14 protein-coding genes and 1 tRNA gene are annotated in these 20,793 nt (G+C 36.9%); 12 read left to right on the top strand and 3 right to left on the bottom strand.

Translation table 11 applies throughout. The features are described 5' to 3' along the window. The first annotated feature begins 6 nt into the window (after positions 1-6). A tRNA-Leu gene (locus I6F42_RS16510) sits at positions 7-91 on the top strand. 199 nt (positions 92-290) lie between these two features. Next, positions 291-1,916 (top strand): methyl-accepting chemotaxis protein, encoded by a 1,626-nt coding sequence (locus I6F42_RS16505; protein ID WP_197152839.1) that lies wholly within the window; start codon positions 291-293, stop codon positions 1,914-1,916. A 443-nt stretch (positions 1,917-2,359) separates the two neighbouring features. Here I6F42_RS16505 and I6F42_RS16500 read toward each other — a convergent pair whose 3' ends face one another. Together I6F42_RS16500 and I6F42_RS16495 are read right to left on the bottom strand one after the other, a co-directional pair. Continuing rightward, positions 2,360-2,767, bottom strand: coding sequence for a phosphate ABC transporter substrate-binding protein (locus tag I6F42_RS16500; protein WP_197152838.1), 408 nt, complete (start codon positions 2,765-2,767; stop codon positions 2,360-2,362). 12 nt (positions 2,768-2,779) lie between these two features. Next, positions 2,780-3,925, bottom strand: a complete 1,146-nt coding sequence (locus tag I6F42_RS16495; RefSeq protein ID WP_197152836.1) for a porin — start codon at positions 3,923-3,925, stop codon at positions 2,780-2,782. Between the two features lie 464 nt (positions 3,926-4,389). Here I6F42_RS16495 and I6F42_RS16490 point away from each other — a divergent pair, with 464 nt between their 5' ends. The 6 genes from I6F42_RS16490 to I6F42_RS16465 all read left to right on the top strand — a co-directional run bounded on the left by I6F42_RS16490 (position 4,390) and on the right by I6F42_RS16465 (position 10,127). Continuing rightward, positions 4,390-4,860 carry a hypothetical protein gene (locus I6F42_RS16490; RefSeq protein ID WP_010553858.1) on the top strand — a complete coding sequence of 157 codons (471 nt, stop codon included), beginning with the start codon at positions 4,390-4,392 and terminating at the stop codon, positions 4,858-4,860. 52 nt (positions 4,861-4,912) lie between these two features. Continuing rightward, a complete protein-coding gene (locus I6F42_RS16485; protein WP_010553857.1) occupies positions 4,913-5,389 on the top strand; it encodes a hypothetical protein in 477 nt (158 codons plus the stop codon). 56 nt (positions 5,390-5,445) lie between these two features. Next, the gene (locus tag I6F42_RS16480; RefSeq protein ID WP_024590966.1) at positions 5,446-6,144 is read left to right on the top strand and encodes a molecular chaperone; all 699 of its coding nucleotides are present in this window, start codon (positions 5,446-5,448) and stop codon (positions 6,142-6,144) included. 74 nt (positions 6,145-6,218) lie between these two features. Then, the gene (locus tag I6F42_RS16475; protein ID WP_231616386.1) at positions 6,219-6,875 is read left to right on the top strand and encodes a hypothetical protein; all 657 of its coding nucleotides are present in this window, start codon (positions 6,219-6,221) and stop codon (positions 6,873-6,875) included. A gap of 2 nt (positions 6,876-6,877) precedes the next feature. Continuing rightward, entirely contained in the window at positions 6,878-9,286 is a 2,409-nt protein-coding gene (locus tag I6F42_RS16470; protein WP_197152834.1) for a fimbrial biogenesis outer membrane usher protein, read from the top strand. Continuing rightward, positions 9,276-10,127 carry a hypothetical protein gene (locus tag I6F42_RS16465; protein WP_010553853.1) on the top strand — a complete coding sequence of 284 codons (852 nt, stop codon included), beginning with the start codon at positions 9,276-9,278 and terminating at the stop codon, positions 10,125-10,127. Before I6F42_RS16470 ends, I6F42_RS16465 begins: the two co-directional genes overlap by 11 nt. Here I6F42_RS16465 and I6F42_RS16460 read toward each other — a convergent pair. Beyond that, positions 10,117-10,707 (bottom strand): LuxR C-terminal-related transcriptional regulator, encoded by a 591-nt coding sequence (locus tag I6F42_RS16460; RefSeq protein WP_010553852.1) that lies wholly within the window; start codon positions 10,705-10,707, stop codon positions 10,117-10,119. The genes I6F42_RS16465 and I6F42_RS16460 overlap by 11 nt on opposite strands. Positions 10,708-11,106: 399 nt before the next feature. Between I6F42_RS16460 and I6F42_RS16455 the strand changes: the two genes are divergently transcribed. The 4 genes from I6F42_RS16455 (at position 11,107) to I6F42_RS16440 (ending at position 20,670) form a co-directional block, all read left to right on the top strand. After that, positions 11,107-13,329 carry a TonB-dependent receptor gene (locus I6F42_RS16455; protein ID WP_197152833.1) on the top strand — a complete coding sequence of 741 codons (2,223 nt, stop codon included), beginning with the start codon at positions 11,107-11,109 and terminating at the stop codon, positions 13,327-13,329. 265 nt (positions 13,330-13,594) lie between these two features. Further along, complete coding sequence (locus tag I6F42_RS16450) at positions 13,595-14,716, top strand: 4-phosphoerythronate dehydrogenase (protein WP_197152851.1); 1,122 nt, start codon at positions 13,595-13,597, stop codon at positions 14,714-14,716. Between the two features lie 48 nt (positions 14,717-14,764). Continuing rightward, a complete protein-coding gene (locus I6F42_RS16445) occupies positions 14,765-15,781 on the top strand; it encodes an aspartate-semialdehyde dehydrogenase (RefSeq protein WP_007586655.1) in 1,017 nt (338 codons plus the stop codon). A 353-nt stretch (positions 15,782-16,134) separates the two neighbouring features. Further along, entirely contained in the window at positions 16,135-20,670 is a 4,536-nt protein-coding gene (locus I6F42_RS16440) for a FimV/HubP family polar landmark protein (RefSeq protein ID WP_197152832.1), read from the top strand. Positions 20,671-20,793 lie beyond the last annotated feature (123 nt).

Here is a 20,793-nt window from a genome sequence, read left to right as displayed (position 1 = left end):
AAAAATGCGGATGTGGTGGAATTGGTAGACACGCCACCTTGAGGGGGTGGTGCTTTCGGGCATGGGGGTTCAAGTCCCCCCATCCGCACCAAATTGCAAAAACCAGTAACAGTGATGCTACTGGTTTTTTTGTGCCTGAAATATATTGTGAGTGTTTTTTAAACACAACTTGTTTGTCGTAAAATAATTCTTCTATTTATTAGAAAAAACTAGAAATATTAAAAATTTAGCTCACACTTATAGATATCAAGCCGATAACAAATATAGACAATAAAATAAGGTAGCACAGTATGGCTTCAGGCTTCTCTTTTCAAAACCTAAGCATAACAAAAAAAATACATGCAATTACGTGCATAGCGGTAGTGGCCTTTATAGTGATCGTATTGATAAACTACTTAGCTATGAATGACAACAAAGTTTCTCTCGATGAAATGAGTAGTTCATCGTATAAAGTAGTAAAAATAACCTCGCAAAACGTAGGACTCCTAGAAAAGCTTGACGAGCTTTATACTCAAGCTGTTACGTTTGGTGAGCAAGAACTTATCGTTAAAGCAGATGAGGTTTATAAAACGATAGAGTCTAATATTACTTTAATAACCCGACTGAATAGCTCCTACATTAGCAACGATATTATTAATGAGTTATCAGATTATGAAAAAATATCCTTAAGTATTGCTACAGGTATGGTTAACGGTACTGCTGATTTTAGTAAAATTCAGCAACAAGCACAGCTTAAAACAAGCTTATATGGATCTGTTTTAGAAAGCTTTAAAGGTGCTCAACAAAAAGCGGATAATCGTTTTTTTGAACTGGTTGCCAATACTAAAACACGTTCTGATGAAGCATTAACTTTAATGTTAGCGGTTTCCATTGTTTCATTAATTTTACTTTTATTTATGGCTATTTGGATTGCTAAAAATATAGGCTCATCTGCTAGTGATGCAGCTAATAATTTGAGTTTATTAGCAAGTGGTAATGGCTCTTTAAGTACACAACTATCTGTTAATTCAGAAGACGAAATAGGCCAAGTTTCTATTAACTTTAACGCGTTTATTTCTTTGTTAAGAGAAACCGTGCTTGAAGTTATTGCTGTGTGTGAACCTTTAATGGAAAACTCAACACGACTAGTTCAAGGTATGGAACAAGCAGAACGTGCTACAACAAAGCAGACCACTGATGCTGAAATTGTTAAACAATCTATGGAAGAAATGAAACAAAGCGTTGGCGATATTTCAGAATCTGCAGCTAACGCTTCTCATGCAGCTGAAACGGCCGAAAAAGAAGTAGAGCAAAGTCGTACGCAAGTACAGATGTCAGTTACCGCTTCTCGTACGCTTAGTGATGAAATTAACCGAGCAGCAAGCACCATAAATAAGCTTGCAGATGATACAAAAAATGTATCACAGATTTTGAATGTAATTACGTCTATTGCAGATCAAACAAATTTACTTGCTCTCAATGCTGCAATTGAAGCTGCACGTGCTGGTGAGCACGGAAGAGGGTTTGCCGTAGTTGCTGATGAGGTACGTGAACTCGCTTCTCGTACAGCGCATTCTACTAATGAAATACGTGAATTATTAGGATCATTAACGACTGCCGCAAATGAGTCTGTAGCTGCGATGACTTCAGCACGAGATATGGCAACAGATAACGCTACTGCCGCAGAGAAAACAGGTATTTCAATAGAGAAAATTGCAGAGCAAATGTTAGAAATTAATGGTATGAATTCGCAGATAGCAGCAGCGACTGAGGAGCAAACATCCGTAGCTGCAATGGTAGTAGATAATGTGTCAAATATGCATGTATCATTCGAAGATACTATGGAGTCTTTACGAGCTGTACGTGATGTAGCTAAAAATCTACACTATTTATCTGATAATCTATTAGATGCAACAGCTAAATTTAGAATCGAGTAAAGCTTAGTACTGAGCCAGTATAAAAATCTACCCTAGGGTTGATGCCAGTTAGTTAACAGCTGACTGGCTTTTTTGTTTGGATAATTGGTTTGACATACCTAGTATATGTCCACTCTCGCTTTATTAGTAATATGTGATGCTCTACTTTAGCTTACTATTGCTCTATTTATTTAGGGATGCTCCCTGAGATCTCAATTAACATAGTCTGAATTAAGTTAATAATATTAATTGCACACGTCGTAACACCCAGTTGACAGAAGTCTTCTGAATTGGGTGCGTAGCTATTGGCTAGAGAAAGTGTTGTAGTGGGTTGCAAAAAAAAGGCCTCTGAATAAATTCAGAAGCCTTTATAAAGGAACCCGAAGGCCGGTTTATCGATTAGTTAAATATTTCTCAACCTATCTGTATTAACCTCCGGGTGGTTTTTTATATCAATTTCACTGCTAAAAGGTCGCAATAACTTTTACTTTATCGGTCACTTTAGCGCTATCAACATAGCCAATTGCATTTCCATTAGCTGCAACAAAATCAATAACAGCTTGGTCAGATGTTAGTTTTTCAGGCGGGGTACCTTTACCTGTAAATACAAGCTTTGACCAATATGCATTTAACTGACTGCTAGACTTACCAACTACTTTGTCGTTAAATTCATCGGCTACAGATGTACCATCTTGATTTACTGGATTAACTTTATCGCCATTACTAAATGACTTACTTTTTCCCAAATAAATCTTTTTTATTGTGTCAGCATCTACAGAGCTAACGTTGCTTGGATTAATAATCACTGCAACTTCTGCGAATACATTAATTGAACACAATGAAAGTGCACTAACTAAAATTAATTTTTTCATCATAAGCTCCAATTAAAATACCAAGTCTATGCCAACAGCTACAACATCGGTTTCTGTATCGGTTACATCATCTTCAAAACGACTAAAGTCGATTTTGAATGCAGCTGAAGGGTGGAAGTCGTAACGTGTACCGATAGTATATACGTTACTTTTCGCTTTTACGCCTTCTAGCACTCGGTTAATACCTTCATTTAATTGAGGTACGGCTGGAAGCGTATTATAGCGGTTACTATCGTGCTTATCGTCGTTGTTTTCATATGTAAGGTGAATAATCCATTCATCCATGCGATAGCCGACAGAAGTATAGTACTGAGTTTGCTTAGCTAATGCACTGTTATCAACCTCAAATTCAGTGTACTCAGCATCAAATAGAATATTGTTGTAATCGATTGAAAAACCAAGAGCAAAAAAAGCACCATCATCTTCATTAACATCAATATCATCGGCTTGCTCTGAGAAACCCGCACCACGTAAGGTTTGCTCAAGAGAGTTAAGAGCTATACCTGCATCAGTATCATTTTCAATGTCAATTGTAGTATCAGCAATAAAGTAAGCAGCACGAGCACTGAACCAGTCATAAGTTAAAGTCCAGTTTAAACCGGCTATGTTATTAAGTTCTGTATCCCCATTAACAGAAACTACAGCAATACTGTCATCAAAACTTCCATATATAACTTGTAAGGTTGAATCCCAATCACCTATTTGGCTATTGTGTAATAAGCTCAATCCTTCATAAGTAGAGAATGGTAAGTTATAAACTGATTGAGGTGGACGAACCCATCGATAAGTGTACCCTACATCTAAAAAATCTGAGTAGCGATAAAAAGGTATACGCATTTTACCTGCGCTTAATTGTAGTTCATCTGAAAATTCGTATGTAATATACGCCCATTCAAACTCAGCATCGAAGTCGTTTTCTCCTCGAGCTACAATTTGAGCTGTTGCAGTAAGCTTCTCATGTAGGTCTGCAGATAACTGTAATGCAAAAACGCTTTCATTTTTAAAGGTAATATCATCATCATAACCGTACAAAGTACTGTCACTATCCAGACTTTTACCACCGATAATTGATGCAAAACCATTAATTCTTACCTCAGCACTAGTATAGCTAGATGCTAAAACTGCACATACCGCCACTGCTACAGATAGCTTTTTCATATGTTGTTCCTATTTGTTATTTACATGTTGATTTCTTTGTTAGTATAAGTGGACAATGAGTATTTATCTAATAAATAGAACGGTTTGAGGTTTTTATTTAACTTTTTAGTTAATGTTATTTTGTTTTTTTGTTTTTTAAATTAATCAGGTGCGAATGTTTGTGTTTAAAAATGTTTAGTATTGGGATTGGATATAAAATATACGTCTCGGAATTATTGTTTATAACGTCTCAATGTAACTTACAATCCGTAAGTATTGTATTCGCTGTCATATAGATTTGTTAGCATTTAATTCTATGTGTTTTACGTAAGTTATTTAGTTCAAATGTTTATATTCTATATTGCTGCATAGTCGAAATTATCAATAAGTAAAGCTAGTCATAAGCAAATAACAACTTTCTAAACGGCGATTTTATTATAGGATTAGTCTTGTCTTAGCGAGGTTGTTCAAAGGAAATGGCGCGGATGAAGAAGCTAACTTGGTTTTTATTATGTTGCTTTGCAATGAATGCATACAGTAACGATGAAGTAAGTTTAACTCTGGTAGGTTATATCTCACCAGTGTGCGGCTTTACTACACAAAATAATAATCTTCAGTTTTCTTCAGATGGCCTTGCGAGTACAAAGCTAGTGATTAATTGTAATTCACCTATGCGAGTATCAATGCAATCTGAAAATGGTGGCCTGCGCCATCAGCAAAGTACTCAAATAAATGCTTATAACATTAATTGGTCAATAGAGGGGGTTTCAAGCGACGTTTCTGCAACAGCACTTGAGCTCAAATCTATGTACAATTTTGATGTTGATAATATTTTATTTAACAGCGTAGCTAAATTACAGTTAAAACTAGATGAGCCTTTAATTTATGCCGGAAGCTACCAGGATGTGCTTCGCATAGAAATGACACCATCGGTTGTATCTGGTGGAGTTTGGTAAACACTAACTATAAAATATAAACAAATATGTCACATGGATAAGGAATATTAAAATGAAAAAGTTAATCGTGTTATCAGCAATTGCAACTCTAACATCTGGCGCAGCATTTGCTGAAAACCTTAATGTTGGTGGTGCAGTGTCATCGGTTTGTGCAGTGAGTAATATTAACACAACACAATTCTTCCAAACATTAACAAATGGTGCGACTAAAAACGTAGGCTTTGATTTGCAATGTAACGATGCCGATGGTGCTACTATGTCATTAACGACATCTGAAGGGCATTTACAGAATGCTGATCAAGAAAATCAAGGTGTTGGCTACACAGCAATGTTAACTGCAGACGCATTTAATTTTACACTTTCAGCTGAAAATGGTCAAAATGATCAGACAGAATCGCAAAGTCAGCCTGGTTCGTCAACGCTTGCTGCAGGAGGAGTCACAGGTAATATTTTATTAACTGTGACTCAAGAGCCTGTTTATGCCGGTACTTATGCAGATACGCTGATGTTGGCAATAACAGCTAACTAATTAGCATAATAAAAGGCAGTAATTACTGCCTTTTAATTTAGCAGGAGGGACTCTATATGCGTTATATCTTTTTAATGATACTTTTACTCAGCTCTTATTCTACACTGGCTTTTCAAGTTAAACCAATGGTCGCAGAGCTTGAATCATCAGGTAGCCAATCACAACAAACAATTCGTATATCTAACCCTTCAGATAGTTCTTTAACTATTGAGATATCAGCTTTTGATTTACTAATAGCTTCCAACGGTGATGAAACATTAAAAGCGAATGAAGAAGACTTTTTAATTATTCCCATGACTACAATTATTCCGTCCGGGAAAAGTCAGTCGGTAATTGTTCGATATATTGGCGAACCAATGTTAGAAAACTCAAAAGCATACCGAATAGCTATTGATCAGGTATCTGTTGATTTAGAGAAAGCGGGGCAATCAGGCGTTGGTATGTCAGTTAGCTTTAGAACTTTGTTTAATGTGGTGCCTAAAGGTGCTGAGGCAAAATTATTAATTAAAAATAAACGCCAAGTAGATACAGAAACATGGAATGTGCTTCTGGAAAATACAGGCAATAAATATATTCGCTTATCGCAGGCACAGTGGCTTATTAAAGGCGATGATCAAGAGCTATTATTAGAAGGGACCGAATTGAGTAAAGCATTGACTGGAAAAATTTTATTACCAAAATCTAGCCGTGAGGTCTCAATAAAAATTCCAACAAAGTTTAATGCAGCTAGTAGTGATCTAGAGGTCAATTTTTAATGCTGCGGATATGCAGTTACTTTCTTATATATGTAATTGTAATTGCACCGACCTTTGCTGTAGAAGTAACGCCTATGGTGGTTACTTTCTCCCCTGATAGTCGTTCAAGTAACGCTTCTAGCTTGGTTCACAATCAGTTACCAAGAGACATTGCTTTTGATATCCAAATTTACGAAATTGACTTTTCTCAAGGCACGCCTAAATTAATTTCTTTAGATGACTCTCCATTGTGGGTTTTTCCTCCATCGCTATTTTTGCAACCAGGGCAAAGCCAGCAGTTGCAATTTAGATGGTTAGATAAAAAACTTCCTAGTACAGATAAAAGCTATCAAGTTAGTTTGATTGAGCAGCCCATTGTAAAGCAGTCTATAAATAAACAGTCTATAAATAAACAGTCACAACTTACGATGCTGTTAAATGTAAATTTAATTGTTCATTTGGATCAACCTCGATTAGTTCCTAAACTGACTATAAAAGAACCTCATGTTGAGGATGGCTTTATCGTCACTGAAGTATTAAATGAAGGAAAAGGGGCAGGACGATTAAGTGATTATGAAATAAAAATCACTAAAAATAAAACCCTGAGCGATCGAATTTTAAAAGATCAATTAAAAGCAAACGGATACGATGTTTTTTTTGCTCCTCATAGCACCAGTGTCATAAAAGTCCCTATGCCACAATCTTTACAGGAAGGAAGTTTAAATCATCTACGTTTAGTGCTGGCTCGCTAGTTATGCGAGTTTTATTATGCATATTTTTATTGAGCTTTACTCAATTATGTTATTCAAAAATTAACCCGTCTAAAAGAACCATCGAACTCAGTGTTGAAGCAGAACTGAATAAAAATGCTATTGGTAAATTAACTCTTGCAGTTGACCCAAATGATAATTTATCACTCAAATGGAGTGAAATTAAAGTTTCATTCGAACGACTTTTATTTTCAGAAGATTTTGATTCTTTAGAGTCTAAAGTTAATAAGAATGTTATTGATACAAAAGCATTAGAGTCATTTGGATATAATATTTCATTCGATATGAGTGATTTTAGCTTAGAAATATCAGTACCTCTTACACTGACTCGCCCTCAACAGCTAAGTTTAAAATCTGATTCAAGGAATTTAACAGCATCGGAACCCGCTAAACTAAGTGGATTTGTTAATGCTTATTCAAGTTATTTTTATCAGCAAGATAAAGGCGAGGACACAACAGATGAGCTCTTAGCTATTCGCTCTGAAATGGTAGTGAGCTGGGAAGACTGGGTTTTAGAAAACGAAGTGGAGTATTTATCTGAAGTAGCTCCTACTTCATCAAATATTAGTCGCTTAGGTACTCGTATAATACATGACCTACCGCTTAGTGGGTTACGTATATCAGTCGGTGATAATTATAGTTCAGGTAGTTATTTTCAATCAACAGCACGGGTACTAGGTTTGTCGCTTTCACATGATTTTTCGCTAGTTTCTGACAGACCTATCAGACCCAGTGCTTCTCGTAGCTTTACCTTAGAGAGTCCATCCTCTGTAGAGGTGTTAGTTGGCGAGCGGATAGTACAAAAACTTAATTTAGCCGCAGGTATATATTCTCTTGATGATATTCCCCTTAATGAAGGAAGCAATAATATTACTTTGAGGATCACTGATATAGCAGGAGTTGTGCGTTTTGTTGATTTTGACGTAACGACAGGTTTAGATCTTTTTGCTCAAAGGCAACTTGAATATGAGTTTCATTTAGGCGTTCCTTCACGCTTAGGTAGTGAGCTAGATTATGATTACGACGAGCCACTAGCCAGCTTTTATCTTGATTATGGCATTACACCTAGCTGGACAGCGGGTGCGGCAGTACAGGGTGATGAGTATTCTCAGCAGGTTGGTTTTAAAAATATTTATGCAGCTAAAATTGGACAGATTGCGTTTGAAAATGCGATAAGTTTCAATGAAAAAACAGGCCATGCTTATCGCATTGTTTATAGTAACTATAGAAATCATAGTGATAATAACACTGACATTACGGTGGGTTATGAATACTCATCAAGATATTTTACAGGCCTTGGTTATCGGCCTGATTCTCAATCTAGTTCTCGCTTAAGAGAGCATTATATTCAGGCTAATTATAGTTTTTTTTGGGGCGATAATACGCAAACATCTTTTTTTACAAGCTTATCAAGGTCATATGATGAAGCTCAATTTGATAAATCAATTGGGGTTAGTCTTTCTGGTGAGATCGATAATAGCCAATGGAGATATAGTTTAGGTGGGCAGTGGGAGGGTCTCGCTGAAGAAAGTCAATGGGATGTAAGGTTGTCTGTCACTTATAAGTTTTCTAATACTCGACGGGCTAAATTATCTCACCAATCTAGGCGTGACAAAACACGTTTAGAATTCTCTCAAGATAGTAATCAGCGCTATGTTGGAGCTTTGAACATAAGAGCTGGGCTTGAAAAAAATGATCAAAATGAAGCTATTTTTGATTTAAATACTCAATATAACGCGAATCGTTTTGTTATGAACTTTGATCATGGGAGTTTTTACGAGCAATTTAATGAGGACTCAGCTTACCATCAGAGCCGATTAAGCTTGGCGTCAAGTATAGCATTTGCAGATAAGAGCTGGGCTGTTGGGAAACCCATATACGATAGCTTCGCTTTAGTAAAACCTCACTCTAGCCTTAAAGGAAAAAAAGTTATATTGGGGCAATATGAAGATGAATATAGGGCCGATAATGAAGACTTCGAGACTATTTTATTGAACGATATAAGTTCATACGCCTCAACCAACGTTGCAGTCGATATTGATAACTTAGCGCCAGGGTATGATATAGGTTCTGGTATTATTACTCTTTATTCACCTTATCGAACGGGTCATGCAATTACAATAGGGACTGCCGCTAACATATCAGTCATTGCAACGCTGTACGACCAACAAAAAAAGCCACTATCGTTACAGGTTGGAACGGCTATTTGTTTAGATAATAGTAGTAAGAAAGAGCATACATTTTTTACGAATAAAAAAGGACGATTTGCATTAACAGGTTTAACCGCCTGTAATTATGAAATTACACTTAAGAATGCAGAAAAGTCACATTTTACGATTGAAGTATCCGAAGGTGAACAATTACAGCGCAAAGGAGCTATTTATGTACAATAAAAAAGTAAGTTTATTATTGGGTGGTTTAGCACTATTTATTTTTACGCCTTTAATTCATGCGCAATGTGCTGCTAGGTTCGATAAGGTTGAACATATTTATGATGATTTTGAAAGCTACCATGCCTTACAGCAAGTAGACTCTAAGAAAGAGTTACGTATAAGCGTTATTAATGATGAGAGTTGTCAATTACAGCTCGTGATTACAAGTGAGAACCAAGCTCAGTTAAAAGGGCAATTTCAAAGTGTTCCGTACCAAATGCAAAGTATACAGAGTCAGTTAGTTAGCACATCAACTTTAAAGTTGAGCTTTACTAATTCTTCGACGATATTGTCATTACTAATACCATCAGGAACGCCGATTAAAGCTGGTGTCTATACAGATAGACTCCAAATGAAATTATACGATCAGGGGAGCAAGTTGTTAGATGAACGAGAATATAGCATTCAAGAAAATATTGTGCCTAGAACAAGTCTTTCTGTACTTGGGTATAATACATTTTCAAATACTATTAATTTGGGAGAGCTAATACCGGGTAAGGAATACACTATGTTACCTAGTTTACAAGTTGTTACTAATTCAGATATTCAATTATCTGTAAGTTCAGATAATAATGGTAAATTAATACACAGTCTCTATAGAGATAAATATGCAATTAATTACAGTCTAGATCTGGCAGGAAGTTGGCTTGAACTAAATAACGTATCACAACATAAATTCTCATATTCAGGGCAAACCGTTTATTTATTACCTTTAAAAATTCAGCTAAATGATTTTGAAAGGCAAGCTGCCGGTGAATATTCTGACATAATAAGGTTTCAAATAAGCCCACTTAACTATTAATTCTATTTAAGTTTTTTTGACACCAAAGTAATGCTTGTTGCTTATTTTTCACAGCAATTTTTTGGTAAACCTTGTGTAGGTGGACGCGAACAGTAGCTTCACTTATAAATAAAGTGTCGGCAATTGCACTTGAATGTAAGCCAGAAAATAATAAGTTTAATACTTTCATTTCTTTGCAGGTTAAGTTGTTTGATTGCAGCGTAGTTTGTTGTTCACTCGCTAGCATTTGCCTCATCCAATCATCGGTTACTGCACGAGGGAACCATAACTTTCCTTGTTCAATGGCTTCTAATCCTTGTTGAAGTAGTACTTCGTCAGTGCCTTCGTAAAACAATCCTTTTAAATTTGGCCACTCTTTTAATGCTAGTACATCGCAGTCTTTTGGGACATCAAAAATTACCAGTCCTTGGTGACCATTTTTTAGCATGAATTGATTAATAAGTTCATAATTGGTAATGACGTTTAAAGCTTGATAATTAACAAGTAAAACGTTGAAGTCAGCTGCAACACAAAAAAGTGAAGTGTAATTTGGATTTGTGAAGCATTTGAGGCTTTTATCAGCTGTGTTTTCAATATTCATAATATTCTATCCATAGACTACATTTTAGTACTATATTCTTATTTTTGGTTAAATTCAATGATAGGCTAATTCATTTATGTTCTTTTATTGTTCTTTTTTTGTTTTTGGAAAGCGAGTGGCCAAGATGGTTGTCTATTTATATCGCTAAATTAAATTTTTTGTTTTTTTTATTATAATACAATGGGTTAATGTGATTCAATGTCTTTAATTGAAGTGAAAACTTTAAATTCACCTGTTGCTTCATGCGTTTATTCAAATAATTTATACATTTATTCACAATTATGTAATATAATACCCATCCAGAGGAAAGATGCATTACGCATCTTTTTTTATGCCTGAAATTTATACTTTTAAGTATAAATGCATAACTAAATCACACGGTATCCTTTGGAGAATATTTTGAAATTACGTAACCTCTCACAGTTAAGTCTAGCAATTTTTGCTGCACTCACTACCTCTGTAAACGCCGAAGAAACTAAAAAAACAGCTAAACAAGACGCATTTGAAAAGATAGAAGTCACAGCTCGTAAACGTACAGAAAGCCTGTTTGAATCTCCAACCGCTATCACTTCAATTGGGGCTAACCTAATTGATAAAGCTAATATGAGTAACCTAGAAGATATTGGTAAATATGTTCCAAACTTGAATATTACCCGCTATGGCGTGGGCAATTCTGCGCATGCGTCTGTATTTATCCGCGGTATAGGTTTGCAAGATCACATAATAACTACCGATCCGGGTGTGGGTGTGTATCTTGATGGTGTGTACTTAGGTCGTCAAATGGGTTCTAACTTATCATTACCTAATGTTGAGCGTGTTGAAGTGCTTCGTGGCCCACAAGGTACTTTATATGGCCGTAATACATTAGGTGGCGCTGTAAATGTAATTACAAAGCAACCTGGTGATGAAGGTATTGTTACTACTGCAGCTAAGCTGGGAAGCCGAGGACGTATTGCCGGTGATGTTTATTTTAATAACTCACTAACAGATGATGTAAGTATGTCTGCAAGTGCATCGTACAAAACACGTGATGGTGTGGGCGAAGCTGTTAATTTAGCAAACCCAGAAAAAGAAATTGGTGAGGAAGAAGAATTTAGCGGTCGTGTTGCACTTAAATGGCAAGCAAATACCGACTTAGCATTCACTTTTTCTTTAGATGGTGTTGATAACGAATCTGGCCAATCGCCTTATACAATTGAATTGACAGACCCACTAGACTCAAATGATGTTTTTAATGGTGACTTCCCATTATTGACTCAAGATTTAATTCCATCAGACCCTGATGATTTAGGCACAACTGTTGCGGGTATTGAATCTACCTCTTACTCAGGTTGGGGCACATCGTTTTCAGCCGATTGGGCAATTAACGATACTTATACCACTAAGTTTATCTCAAGCTACCGTACATCTGAGTATGAAGGTGGCCTAGATGATGATGCATCACCTTTAAACTTGTCTGAGTTTCCAGAGGAGGGCGGTGCTGATCAGTACTCATTTGAAGTTCAGCTAAATGCAACATTCGATAATATGGACTTTGTATCTGGTCTTTACTTTTTTAATGAAGATGGCTTTACACGTTCAGGCCCGTTTGTATTTAGCCCATTTAATACACCTAATGGCTTGTTGAATGATGGTGTAACAGAATCATTTGGCGGTTACGGCGAATTTGAAATTAACCAAGAAACTAATTCGTATGCAGCATATATAAATGCCAGCTACGATTTAACTGACGATTTAACGGTTGGTGGTGGTCTTCGTTATTCAAAAGACAAAAAAGATGCAAATGCTATATTCCCATCATTTCCAACTCGTAAGTATGTAAGCGCCGACTTTGATGCTGTTACGTGGGATGTAAATGCATCTTATCAGCTTAGCAATAATATGAATGTGTATGGCCAGGTTCAAAAAGGCTATCAAACAGGTGGTTTTCCGCCGCGTCCATTTAGTGGGCCAGACCAATTTGTATCGTTTGACGAAACAAAAGCGATTAACTACGAAATGGGCTTAAAAGGCCAAGTACACGAAAATGTATCTATGATGCTTGCGGTATTTGTGACTGATTACACCGATTTAGCATTACCGTTTTCAGATCCAACAGCGGGTGGTGGCTTTGTAACAATTGTAGAAAATGCGGGTCAATCTAAAGCGCAAGGTATTGAGCTTGAAACAACTGTTGCTATTACCGATGACTTTACTATTCGTAGTGCAGTTGGTTATTTAGATTCTGAAATAACAGAAGTGGCTGAGGGCGTACAAGGTATAGGTAAAGGTGATTCACCAGCACTGACGCCACGCTGGACTGTCATGGTTGCACCTTCTTACTTTATGGATTTAGAGAGTGGCGCAACACTTGCGTTCAATGCTAATTATTCGTATCGCAGTGAAATGCAAGGTCAATCAGTTTACAACCAAAGTGAGACTATTGATTCTCGTGAACTAGTTGGTTTTAATATTTCGTACACTAATCCATATGGCGATATGGAAGTTACACTGTATGGTGAAAACGTTCTAAACGAAGTTTACGATGTTGGTCGCCTACAACAATCAGGTTTTGTTGGTGTAATGCGTAGTAATGACCGCAGTGAATTTGGTTTGAAATTCAAAAAAGATTTTGAGCTATAAACTAAAATCAAGTAAATAAAATTCAATGTGATTGAAGTTTGTTTTTCATAATAAAGGCCGAATCATGCTGTGATTCGGCCTTTATATACTCAATAGTAAAATTATTATCCGCATAATTTAAACCCCTAATTTAAATTGCTGATTTAAAACAATCAACATAACCACTTTTAAGTATTTGTATCAGCTAAAATGCGCCTTTTTAGTTTGTGTAAAGGCTTGGTTGTTCGTTACAATGGCGACACTTAATTGCCAAACGGACTCAGTGATGAAAATTCTTGCCGATCAAAATATGCCTTTAGTTGAGCAGTACTTTGCAGACTTTGGTGAGGTTGAGCGTTTTGATGGTCGTAAATTAACGCCTGAACAATTAATAAATGTAGATGTACTCCTTACTCGTTCAGTGACTAATGTTAATCGTGAACTATTGGCACAAGCTAACAAGCTGAGCTTTGTGGGCACTGCGACAATTGGCATTGACCATATTGATACGCAATTACTACATGATAGAAATATTGCTTTTACCAGTGCTCCTGGTTGTAATGCAGTTGCTGTAGCTGAATATGTAATTAGTAGTTTATTTGCATTAAGCCAAGAAAATGCGCGCCCATTGTGTGGTCAAACAATTGGTATTGTAGGAATGGGTAACATTGGCACGTGTTTGTCGCAAAAATTAAAAGCATTAAATGTCGACGTACTGTTATGCGATCCAATTAAGCACGAACAGGGCTTACTACAAGAGCATGTAGCGCTTGATGAGTTATTAGCGCAATCAGATGTTGTTACTTTTCATGTTCCACTTATTAAAAGTGGCGAGCACAAAACGCTGCACATGATGAATAAAGAGCGATTACAAGCACTTAAGCCAGGAACCACGCTAATTAATGCAAGCCGAGGCGACGTAATTGATAATCAAGCATTGCTTGAGGTAATGGAAGCTGGGGCTGATTTAGATATAGTACTTGATGTATGGGAAAAAGAGCCCAATATTCTAACTGAATTACTAGAGCATGTGCGTTATGCCAGTGTGCATATCGCAGGGCATACACTTGAGGGGAAAGCACGAGGTACACAAATGTTGTATCAAAAATTGTGTGACCTAAAAGGTGTAGAGGTGAGTAAATCGTTGGATGATTTTTTACCAATACCTGCTATTACAAATGCAACTGTTACGCAAAGCCTAAGCGAGCAAGATATTGCCCGTTTGGTGCATTTAATTTATGACGTACGCCGCGATGACGGAATTTTACTTCGTCATTTAGAAGGTGAGGGCTTTGATAGTTTACGTAAAAACTATCCGGTAAGGCGAGAATTTAGCACCTTATTCCTACAAGGTGATAGCCCACAACTAGCAGCACTTAGTCAACTTGGCTTTAGCATAGCTAAATAATTATTTAACTAACGATGTTGTTTTAATGTCGTTTATAGAGGAAGAAATATGTCGCAAAAATATAACGTTGCCGTACTTGGCGCTACTGGTTTAGTAGGCCGTCAAATCATTGAAACGCTAGCAGATCGTAAGTTTCCTGTAGATCAGCTTTTTTTACTTGCGAGCAGCCGCAGCGCAGGTGAAGACATAAAGTTTCGTGGTGAGACCATTGAAGTACTTGACGTTGAAGGCTTTGATTTTAGCCAAGCGCATATAGGTTTGTTTTCTGCTGGTGGTAGTGTATCTGAAAAATATGCTCCTATTGCTGCTGATGCCGGCTGTATTGTAATCGATAATACATCGCACTTTAGAAATGATTTTGAAATCCCACTAGTGGTGCCAGAAGTTAATGCTTCAAGCCTAGCTGATTTTAGGAATCGTAATATTATTGCTAACCCTAACTGTTCAACTATTCAGATGATGTTAGCACTTAAACCAATTTATGATGCTTACGGAATAGACCGTATTAACGTATCTACTTACCAAGCTGTATCGGGCGCAGGTAAAGAAGCGGTTGATGAACTTGCAAAGCAAACAGCTAACTTGATGAATGCACGCCCTATGGATAATAAAGTATTTCCAAAGCAAATTGCATTTAACGTTATTCCTCAAATTGATAGCTTTGAGGATAATGGCTATACACGCGAAGAAATGAAAATGGTAAATGAAACTCATAAAATTTTGGGTGATACCACTATTGCAGTAAATCCTACCTGTGTACGTGTTCCCGTGTTTTTTGGTCACTCAGAATCAATTAATATTGAAACGCGCATGCCTTATGACTTTGAACACGTTAAGCAACTTTTAAAAGACGCGCCTGGTGTCGAGCTAATTGATGATGAAGGTGATTACCCTACAGCAGTGTCTGACGCTAGTGGTAACGATACTGTTTATATAGGCCGATTACGTGCTGATATTTCTCATCCTCATGGATTAAACATGTGGGTTGTAAGTGATAACACTCGCAAAGGTGCTGCAACTAACAGTATTCAAATTGCAGAAGAGCTTATTGCTAATTACATGTAATAGTTAATAGCGCTGAACACACTTTCGAAGCGGTAAACATTATTTGTTTGCCGCTTTTTGTTTATGAGCTTGTCAGTTTTTTGCCGTTTATTTTTAAAAGTATAAAAACTGATTGATAACACTCAATAAATTAATATTTATAAAGATGTTTTAAGGCATTTATTTTCAAGGTGTTGCGATGGATATTAAGCCTTAACTGGTTTATAGTTTGTAATTGGAATAGAGCTTGCAATAAAAATAGATTGTAATAATAAATGCGAGTCAGTCATTTGGCTGATAACAGCAATAATCAACAATATTTATGCACTTAAGCTTTAAGTGTTTTGTTAATATTTAAATATTAAAGGATCAGCATGCGCGGTTTAGTTACACTTATTATATTAGCGTCTGCATTGATAGTAACGCCAGTTTACTCTCAAGACAGTACCCAATTAAAGGGACCTAAAGGCGTTGACTATGGTGCGCAAGGGCGATCTATTGGGCCAATTAAACCAACAGATACACTTTGGCGTATAGCGGCTAAAGTGCGCCCAGATAACTCCGTCAGCATTTATCAAGTTATGCAGGCCTTGTATAACAAAAACCCCAACTCATTTTTAGAACAAAATCTTAATCATATTCAAAATGGTGCCTATTTAAAAATCCCTACTTTAGCCGAAATAAAAGGTGTAAATACACAGCTTGCAAAACAACGCTCAGAGCAAGATGATGCATTATGGGAAAAGAAAAAAAATGGCACACTTACGCAAAGCGAAATTACCTCAGCACAAACAAAAGTAACCCAAGCTCGTAAAGTCGACGTAGACGATGCCAAAAAAGAGATACAGAAAGAATTAAATGAAATAAAAACAGAGCAAAGTACTAAGCTGGTTGAGTTACAACAACAATTTAAAAATTCTGTAAGCAATGTAGAAGAAATTTTAGTTGAGAATAATAATCTTAAAAAACAATTATCAGGTATTTCAAACGAACTCGAAAACTTACGCTTACAGTTAGGACAAGACAGTGAAATTCAAAATCAATTAAAAGAACTAATTGTTAAGCAAAACGAGATTATTGCACAACAAAAAAAACAAGAGATAGTACCAAAAGAATCGTTTGATTTAAGCTCATTATTTTCAAATCCGATAGTGCTAGGTTTATTAATGTTTATTCCTGGGCTACTAATTATTTTTGCAATTGTTATGTTTTTACGCAAACGAGCAAGTAATCAAGAAGAGCCACAAAACGATGATGACTTTTTACCACAAACTCCAATTTACACTGGCGATGATGATTTAGGCCCAAGTTTAAATGACGATCCAATTGTACCCGACCCTTTAGATGACTTGAGTGTTCAACTTGATGATAATCTTGAAAATGATATGTTGCCTGATGATGATTTAGATGACGGCCTAGATGATTTTTCAGGTGGTGAAAATTTACTCGATCAGGATGAGCTTGAAAGTCTACTAAGTGATGACATTGTTTTTGATGATGAAAATACCGATGACGATGATGAACTCGATATTTTTATGCAGCAAGGGTTTGATCAACCTTCAGATGAAAACGCTGAAGATATTGATTTAGACTTATCTGATGACTCAATAAACAATGATGAAATTCTAACTAATGACGATTTAGATAGCTTGTTTGATGAAGACGATAGTCTACCTGAGTTTGATGCACCGCAAACAAGCGAAGCTTTAGAGGATGATAGCTTAGAGTCTCATGATGAAATGGCGGCTTTAAGTGAGGAGCTTGCAGATGATGATAATTTTGATATAGATGAATTATTAGATCAAACATCAACAGAATTAGATACCTCAAATAACACTTCAGCTGAACTTGATACAAGCGACGACTTTGATTTAGACGATATAGATAGCTTGATTGATGAAGCGAATGACCCAAAAAGTGATGTGGCAGATGACTCAATTGATGCAGAGTTACTCGACGAAGATGAACTTCTAGAAGAAAGCGACGATTTTGATTTAGATGACATAGATAGCTTAATTGATGAAGCAGCGGTTGACACTGCAGATGATTCATTAGTTGAGGAAAGCGACGATTTTGATTTAGATGACATAGATAGCTTAATTGATGAAGCAGCGGTTGACACTGCAGATGATTCATTAGTTGAGGAAAGCGACGATTTTGATTTAGACGACATAGATAACCTAATTGATGAGGCAGCAGTTGATACTGCAAATGATTCATTAGTTGAGGAAAGTGACGACTTTGATTTAGACGACATAGATAGCTTAATTGATGAGGCAGCGGTTGATACTGCAAATGATTCATTAGTTGAGGAAAGTGACGACTTTGATTTAGACGACATAGATAACCTAATTGATGAGGCAGCAGTTGATACTGCAAATGATTCATTAGTTGAGGAAAGTGACGACTTTGATTTAGACGACATAGATAGCTTAATTGATGAGGCAGCGGTTGATACTGCAGATAAATCATTAGTTGAGGAAAGTGACGACTTTGATTTAGACGACATAGATAACCTAATTGATGATGAACTAAAAAATTCAGATGTAAGAGATTCAGAAATTGATAATGCATTAGCAGACTCAGTTGAGGATTTAGCAGATGCTCAAGAAGAATTAAATGTTGATGATATTGAGTCGATTGCTTCATCATTAAATGAAGAGCCTGAACTTACAGAAGAGCCAGAGCTTGAAGAAGAGCCTGAGCTTGAAGAAGAGCCAGAGCTTTTAGAAGAACTTGAGCCTTTAGAAGAGCCTGAGCTTGAAGAAGAGCCAGAGCTTGAAGAAGAACCAGAACTTGAAGAAGAGCCAGAGCTTGAAGAAGAGCCAGAGCTTGAAGAAAAACCAGAACTTGAAGAAGAGCCTGAGCTTGAAGAAGAGCCAGAGCTTGAAGAAGAGCCAGAGCTTTTAGAAGAACTTGAGCCTTTAGAAGAGCCTGAGCTTGAAGAAGAGCCAGAGCTTGAAGAAGAACCAGAACTTGTAGAAGAGCCAGAGCTTGAAGAAGAGCCAGAGCTTGAAGAAAAACCAGAACTTGAAGAAGAGCCTGAGCTTGAAGAAGAGCCAGAGCTTGAAGAAGAGCCAGAGCTTTTAGAAGAACTTGAGCCTTTAGAAGAGCCTGAGCTTGAAGAAGAGCCAGAGCTTGAAGAAGAACCAGAACTTGTAGAAGAGCCAGAGCTTGAAGAAGAACCAGAACTTGTAGAAGAGCCAGAGCTTGAAGAAGAGCCTGAGCTTGAAGAAGAGCCAGAGCTTGAAGAAGAACCAGAACTTGTAGAAGAGCCAGAGCTTGAAGAAGAGCCTGAGCTTGAAGAAGAACCAGAGCTTGAAGAAGAACCAGAACTTGAAGAAGAGCCTAAGCTTGCAGAAGAACCTAAGCTTATAGAAGAACCTGAACTTATAGATGTAACGGTTGATGATTTTTCAGACACATCAGAGTCGCTTCTTGATCCTGAAGATGCACTTGAAGAATATACAGATGATACTTTAAAGAGCGTTGATGAGCTTTTAAGTGAGCTACAACAGGCCACTGATGACGACTATATAGAAACACCTGATTGGTCTTTAGATGAGCTTGATGATGATCTTGAAGAAATAGAAGTAGATCTTGGTGACGATCCGCTAGCGGGCGACGATGACTCAGATCTTACTGAAATTGAAGAGCAGCTTGATAGCGAGCTTGTAACTCCAAGTGAAGAGTTGGATGAATATCCTGAACTTGAATTAGACGATGATCAATCATTATTAGAGAATGAGCCTTCGTTTGAGCCGCAAGAGCTTAAAGGAGATGCATCGGGTGATGAAAATGCAGTAGCACTTAGTCAAACAGAGAAAGATCTCGCAAATGCGCTTATGGCAGATGGTGATTTAGATAGTTTAGAAGATGATTTTGATGATGAACTATTAATTGATAATGACTTCTCTGAATTAGAAACTGAAACGGAGATTGAAGATGAGTCGCTTGATGATGATTTACTTCAAGAAATTAATAATGAGGTTGATTCTGTTGAACCACCAAGTATTGAAGATGACATCAAACCTCTTAACCTTGATGAAGTTCAAGAAACATTAGAAAGTGAGTTGCCATTTACCCCTGAAGAATTACAAGGGGATGATTTAGATGGTGAGGCACCGGGAGTCGCTTCCAGCCAAGCTGAGCAAGATTTAGCAAACGCACTTATGGCAGATGCTGATTTAGATAGTTTAGAAAATGATTTTGATGATGAGATTTTAATTGAAAATGATTTTTCTGAATTAGATGCTGAATTTGACGAAGATAGTTTAGAGCAAGCGCTAACTGATGAGTTATCAGACGAATCGCAAGAGCAAACAAATGCAGAGCGCGAAGCACAGTTAACAAGCTTAGATGAAGTGGGTAGCACTGATATTAGCTCTGACGACGAACTTGATGAAGAGTTTATGTCGAATTTGACGCAAACTGATTTTGATTCATTACTTAGTGAGTTAGCAGAGCCTGAAGAGTTAAGTGTTGATGACAGCAGTGAATTTGATGTTGACTTTGACAGCTTGCTAAAAGAAGACTTAGAGACAGATGATTCATTAACTACAAAAGAGTCACTTGTTGAAGGTAGTGATGTTGAGCAACTTGATAATGACGAATTTGTAGATATTGATTCATTATTAGAAGAAAGTGACGACGCTGAACTTGAACACGAACCTTACACCGACGTTAATATGGATGTCGGTTTGAGTGAGTTTGATGCATTACTTGCAGGTGATAACCCAACGGATGTTGATGCTGAAAGTGGTGGCTACTCAGCTAAACTTGATTTAGCGCGTGCTTATATTGAAATTGATGATTTTGATTCTGCGCTTAAAGTTATTGAGGATGTCATTAACAAAGGTCCTGAAGAAGTTCAAGAGGAAGCACTTAGCTTAAAAGCTAAACTAAAATAATTAAAATGTTTATAAGAACCCGTATCTAGCTTAGCTAAATACGGGTTTTTTTATGTGTATTGGTTTGATTACGACAGGTCTCCTTTTATTGCATCGTTAGATAGCATAAAATGCCTCGTTCAT

The organism is Pseudoalteromonas sp. SWYJZ12 (assembly GCF_015864395.1).
Classification (GTDB): domain Bacteria; phylum Pseudomonadota; class Gammaproteobacteria; order Enterobacterales; family Alteromonadaceae; genus Pseudoalteromonas; species Pseudoalteromonas arctica.
This window is presented reverse-complemented; position numbering and strand designations above follow the sequence as displayed.